The sequence below is a fragment of the Lacticaseibacillus zeae DSM 20178 = KCTC 3804 genome, from assembly GCF_000260435.1.
GTDB classification, from domain to species: domain Bacteria; phylum Bacillota; class Bacilli; order Lactobacillales; family Lactobacillaceae; genus Lacticaseibacillus; species Lacticaseibacillus zeae.
The window spans coordinates 1-5,732 of the sequence record NZ_BACQ01000069.1 but is presented as its reverse complement, the minus strand read 5'-3'; the positions used below and the strand labels follow the sequence as shown (position 1 = coordinate 5,732).

The 5,732-nt window shown below is 41.6% G+C and carries 4 protein-coding genes and 3 pseudogenes; 5 read left to right on the top strand and 2 right to left on the bottom strand.

The window, feature by feature from the left end; all coding sequences use genetic code 11:
• The first annotated feature begins 387 nt into the window (after positions 1 to 387).
• Positions 388 to 1,728 carry an FAD-dependent oxidoreductase gene (locus GSO_RS13860; RefSeq protein ID WP_010493275.1) on the top strand — a complete coding sequence of 447 codons (1,341 nt, stop codon included), beginning with the start codon at positions 388 to 390 and terminating at the stop codon, positions 1,726 to 1,728.
• A gap of 37 nt (positions 1,729 to 1,765) precedes the next feature.
• Entirely contained in the window at positions 1,766 to 1,972 is a 207-nt protein-coding gene (locus GSO_RS18625) for an IS66 family transposase (protein WP_225357878.1), read from the top strand.
• 303 nt (positions 1,973 to 2,275) lie between these two features.
• Here the strand turns inward: GSO_RS18625 and GSO_RS13855 are convergent.
• Positions 2,276 to 2,731: pseudogene (locus GSO_RS13855) on the bottom strand (Cna B-type domain-containing protein); the annotation flags it as partial.
• Positions 2,732 to 2,923: 192 nt separating this feature from the next.
• Here GSO_RS13855 and GSO_RS17950 point away from each other — a divergent pair.
• From GSO_RS17950 to GSO_RS13835, 3 genes and pseudogenes are all read left to right on the top strand, one after another.
• Positions 2,924 to 3,722 (top strand): annotated as a pseudogene (locus GSO_RS17950) (IS5 family transposase).
• A gap of 7 nt (positions 3,723 to 3,729) precedes the next feature.
• Positions 3,730 to 3,990, top strand: a pseudogene (locus GSO_RS13840) (divalent metal cation transporter); the annotation flags it as partial.
• Positions 3,991 to 4,146: 156 nt separating this feature from the next.
• Positions 4,147 to 5,055, top strand: coding sequence for a magnesium transporter CorA family protein (locus GSO_RS13835; protein WP_010493257.1), 909 nt, complete (start codon positions 4,147 to 4,149; stop codon positions 5,053 to 5,055).
• A gap of 290 nt (positions 5,056 to 5,345) precedes the next feature.
• Here GSO_RS13835 and GSO_RS13830 read toward each other — a convergent pair.
• Positions 5,346 to 5,732 (bottom strand): IS5 family transposase (locus tag GSO_RS13830; RefSeq protein ID WP_010493256.1); only part of this gene is annotated, 387 nt, incomplete at its 5' end.

The window sequence follows — 5,732 nt, the reverse complement described above, 5'->3', positions numbered from 1 at the left end:
AAAACTTCTTGCTCAATCCATTATACAGGGAAATTAAAAATCAACCAAGAGCAATAAAACCGCTCTTGACAGCAAAGGAAAGCTACAACACTAGCAAGGTCAGCAAGCAAGGCTAATAATACTGCTGCAATGGGAAATAACAAGCGTCCAGTAGGGCGGTCCAATAGCGGGCGCAAACCCTACCAGACAGTACGATTATAAAAGTAAAGAAGGTCATAAAATCAGCTACTAGAGGGAAAACTGTGGTAAAAGACAAATAAGATGGTGAAATGATGACTATAAAGTCAAGTCAGATAAATAGGTAGTTGAGCATATAACTTGCTTTTGACGCTTTACTTACTTATAATAAGTGCAATAACAAATGACTAGTAAAAGGCGGGTAAAACAATGGATAAATTTAAAAATATTATTATTGGATTTGGTAAGGCGGGTAAGACATTAGCTAAGTACTTGGCGCAGCATGATGAGACCGTGCTTCTGATCGAACGGTCAAAACAAATGTATGGAGGGACTTGCATCAATGTTGGCTGCCTACCATCTAAAAATTTAATTTTAAATGGTCAACGTGGCTTAGACTTTACTACGGCAGTTAATAAGCGTGGTGAGATGACTAGACAGTTGCGAGACAAAAACTATCACATGGTGGCTGATGAGCCACTAGCAACAATTTGGGATGGGTCAGCACGTTTTATCGACAATTATGTTTTGGCAGTCGTAATGAGTGATGGAAAAACTAAGAAGGTGAGAGGTGAGCGCATCTTCATTAATACTGGAGCGGTTCCAAATTGGCCAACAATCCCAGGGTTAGAATTCGGTCAGCGGATTTTTACGTCTAAAGAAGCTATGGAATTGGAGAAACAACCGAAACGACTAGCAATTATTGGTGGCGGTTATATTGGCCTTGAATTTGCTGGAATGTTTAATTCCTTTGGTACGCATGTAACGATTTTCGACCAACATACCAGATTGTTAGAGCGCGAAGATCCTGATATTGCGACCGAGGTCATAGCAGATCTGACTGACGCAGGGATCGAGATTAAACCGGAGACTCAACTAACTCAAGTAAAAGATAATGGTGAGAAGGTTACATTATATTATCAACAAGGTGATCAAAGTAACACTGCGGAATTTGATGCGGTATTGGTTGCAGTCGGTCGACGGCCTAATATAAATAGTTTAGGGCTAGAAAATACCGATATTGCTTTAACCAGTCGTGGTGCTATTCAGGTCGATGATCATTTAAGGACCACAGTACAAAACGTTTGGGCTTTGGGCGACGTTAATGGCGGTCCTATGTTCACTTATGTCTCATTGGATGATTTTCGTATTATTGTAGATCAATTGTTTGATAAGGGGGATCGCTCAACGGCCGATCGAATGGTGATACCGACTGCTTCGTTCCTAAATCCACCACTGGCTAACGTCGGCTTAAATGAACGTCAAGCTAAGAGTGCAGGTTATGATTTACAAACCTTCAAGCTATCAGTCAAGGCGATTCCAAAGGCCCGTGTCTTGGAGGATCAACGCGGGCTTTATAAGGTAATCGTTGATCAAAAAACACACCTTATTTTAGGGGCAACATTGTATGCCGCTGAGGCTCATGAAACCATCAATCTAATTGCATTGGCAATGAAGGCCAAATTACCTTACGAAAGATTACGCGACATGATCTATACTCATCCAACAATGTCTGAAGCCTTGAATGATCTTTTTAAGACCCGGTTGTGAAAAGCTAACGCCCTAGAAACACAAAGCCGACTCGTTAATCGAGGAAACAATCAAGAAATCACCGTTAAAATTATTACGCAATGTGATTAACAATGCCCTTAATCTAAAGGACCGGGTTTACCAGATCTTTGAGCATTGTGATCTACCTTTACACAATAACCACGATGAGCAACAGATCCACTCTACCACGCTGGTGCGAAAGAATAAGTCTGTTCACAAAACCAACGGCAGGCGCAAAGGCTAATACGATCTGGTTTGGTATTGTACAAATGGAAAAATTAAATAAAATGGACGTCTTTAAGTATTTTTAACCATCACTAACGGTTTACACGCAACGTAACACGCCAGATATTGAGGCTTATTTACCGGGGGCTCCAGAAATTCAGGCCACGTGTCGTGTTTAATAGAGAAACCAAAGTGGGCGACTAACGCAGAAAACTGCGTTGGTCGCCCGCTATTTTTGTTTGAACCCAGGGATCTGAGATACCATCAATGGTTAAGATTCAACCCGGTTCGTTGTGGAGTGCTTACGATCATTCAATCATGATCAAATAGTAAATCTACTTATAACTACTAAACCTAAGCTTAGCAATAACGTCACTAGTCCAATTAACATCATACCCATTGATGATCCATCACCTGTTTGAGGTAATCTACTTGTTTTATCGTACATTTTACCTTGAGTGAAATCCTTTGGTGTTACCTTATTCCCATTATTAGGAACTTGAGGTTCCTTAGGCGTTGTCGGATTATGGGTATTAGTAATATTGTAACCATCAACAGTACTGGTGTACCCCGCAACTGCATCTTCCGTAACTGTGTAGGTAATCTTCTGACCATTAGCATAAGCAGCTAAGTTGTCGAAACTGTACTGCCAGTTATCACTGGCACTAACTTTCTTGCTTGCAACTTGTTGACCATTGGCCAATAAGTTTACCGTGATTGAACTTGGACGGATTCCATCTTGATTGTTGTTATCCCTCCAAGTCGTCGTCCCTGAAACTGAGGTTTTCTCAATCTTATCGATAATTTTAATAACGGCCCCTTTTTAATCAAAATTTGTAGAAGTTACGATTACCGTATCTGCTAATTGATATCCCTTAGAAGCTGTCTAAAATCTCTTAAGAAGCTGTTTAGTATCTTTGATTTTGACCCAATAATTTGATAAACTACTGTCAAAAAAGTTGGTGATCATATGCAACATTTTAGTCATCATTACCAAAGCGATATTTCTCGGCAACAATTCGATTTGATCCGTCAGGATCTGGAAGCTTCAAGAAAACGAACTCACCCAAAACACATTGATCCTTATGATATCTTCTGTGCCATGCTCTATGTCCTTAAAAATGGCTGTACTTGGCGTGATTTGCCGGCTGATTATCCAAAGTGGTCCACCGTTTACTACTATTGGATGAGTTGGTCAAAAGCCCCCACCCCTGATAAACCAGCTTTATTAACTCAGGTTTTAAAAAAATTGTCGCTGATCGACGATTAAGGCAAGGGCGGTCAGCCCGAACTTCGTTCGTCATTTTAGATGCCCAAAGCATTAAGAACACCGCTACCGCTGAAAATAAGGGTTACGATGGTGGCAAGAAAATTTCCGGCATTAAGCGCCATTTAGCCGTTGACATCAATGGATTCCCGCAAGCTATCCATATTACCCGGGCTAACATCACTGATCGTGACGGGGCGATTGCACTCGTCACCCTTAATTTAGAGCAGTTTAAATTGGTTCGAACCATGATGGTTGATAGTGGTTATACCGGCCAAAATTTTGCCAATGAGATTAGCAGTTTAACCTCAGCCAAGGTAATCGTCGTTAAAGAAATGAGTTACACCAATTTTCGGTTATCCCCCAACGGTGGCTCATTGAACGTTCATTAAGTTGGTTGGGAAATTATCATCGTTTATGGCGTAACTGTGAGCGTAAGCTCAACACTAGTCTCATGATGGTTTCGTTAGCTTTTATCAGGTTACTTCTCAAAAGATACTAAACAGTTTCTCACACCAGTTTTGATCTTTGTCATTTACTATCATGGCAATGAGGCTAAGATTGAAGGATTACTGACGGCATCACAAGTGTTCCTGAGTATTGCTTTACCGTTTGCCATCATCCCACTGGTCATGTTCACCAGTAACAAGAAGTTGATGGGTGAGTTCGCCAATCATACTTGGGTCAAGTACGCTGCTTGGTTTGCCACCATTGTGCTGGTAACCTTGAACATCTACTTGATTCTCCAGACGGTTGGCTTGCTGAAATAACCGTTTAAAGACCTTTATAAAAAATAAGTAGGTTTCCGTTATATTCTTTATAAAAGTGTTTAGCAGTTGGGAGTCGTTGACAATTTAAAAATTTGTCTGCGGCTTCTTTTCTTTTAGTCTAAAATAGAGGTTAATAACTAACAGGGGGATTACTAAATGATCAAACCCGAAAAGACAATCAATGGAACCAAATGGATTGAAACGATTCAAATCAATGCCGAAGAACGGGCAACCCTCGAAGATCAGTATGGCATCGATGAAGATATTATTGAGTACGTCACTGATAATGATGAAAGTACTAATTATGTTTATGATATCAATGAGGACGACCAATTATTCATCTTTCTGGCGCCGTATGCCCTCGACAAAGATGCGCTGAGATACATTACCCAGCCATTTGGCATGTTGCTCCATAAGGGCGTTTTATTCACGTTTAATCAAAGCCACATACCTGAAGTCAACACGGCACTTTACTCGGCATTGGATAATCCCGAGGTTAAGAGCGTCGATGCATTTATTCTGGAAACACTGTTTACAGTTGTTGACAGCTTTATCCCAATTTCTAGCGCCATTACCAAGAAACGCAACTATTTGGATAAAATGTTGAACCGGAAGACGAAGAACAGTGACTTGGTTTCACTTTCATATCTTCAACAGACGTTGACCTTTTTGTCCAGCGCGGTCCAAACCAATCTCAGTGAACTCGATCGTTTGCCAAAGACCCATTTTGGTGTCGGTGCTGACCAAGATAAAATTGATTTATTCGAAGACGTGCAAATTGAAGGAGAACAGGTCCAACGGATGTTTGAGATTGAAACCCAAGTCGTTGACCGAATCGATCATACCTTCAACAGCCTTGCTAATAACAACCTGAACGATACAATGAAATTTTTGACAATTTGGTCACTGACCATGGCTGTGCCAACGATCGTTACCGGATTCTATGGGATGAACGTGAAACTCCCGTTAGCCGGGATGCAATATGCTTGGATGCTGACTTTGGGGATTTCTGTCGCCTTGATTGTGGCGATGCTGATTATGCTGAAGGTCTGGCGGAAGATGTGATGGGTGAGTGACTTGCTGCTGGGTGGGGGACTTGTTTGGAATGTGTATAGTTGAGCAGTTATGCTATTTTGAGCACCCTTCGGCTTCTGAAATACGCTCCGACGACCCTGACCCCGGCCACATAAGACAAAAAATCCAGTAACGAACAAAAACCGTTCGCTACTGGATTTTCTGCCTTATGCTCTGGGGTCAACCCGGGTCTTGTCGCGCTCTTATTTTTTACCATTTCTTTACCCAATCAATACCAAGCAAAAACATTACCCTTCTATACTAAAAGTGTTAGAAGCTGTCTAAAATCTCTTAAGTAATAGTGCTAAAAACGCTAAAACGACCATTTGCAGACTGGTGGTTAATTGACGCTCACAATTTTTCCAAAGTCGCCGACAATTCTCTAGCCAACTAAAAGATCGTTCGACTACCCAACGTTGGGGCATGACTTCGAATCGATGCAACTCATTGCGCTTCGCAACCTGCACGGTTGCGTTTAAATTACTGGCTACATCGAGCTGAAAATTAACGCCTGAATAACCACCATCAACTAAGACATTTTGAACCTGGCGTAAATGCATGGCATGTAAAGCGATCATGGCACTGGCCCCGTCTCGATCAGAGACGTTCGCTCGCGTCATGTGAATGGCCTGCGGAAAGCCATTGATATCAACTGCCAGATGGCGCTT

What these genes read in the sequence shown, in the direction of transcription:
- GSO_RS13860 (WP_010493275.1), top strand. Translation starts at nt 388, where the DNA reads ATGGATAAATTTAAAAATATTATTATTGGATTTGGTAAGGCGGGTAAG.
- GSO_RS13835 (WP_010493257.1), top strand. Translation starts at nt 4,147, where the DNA reads ATGATCAAACCCGAAAAGACAATCAATGGAACCAAATGGATTGAAACG.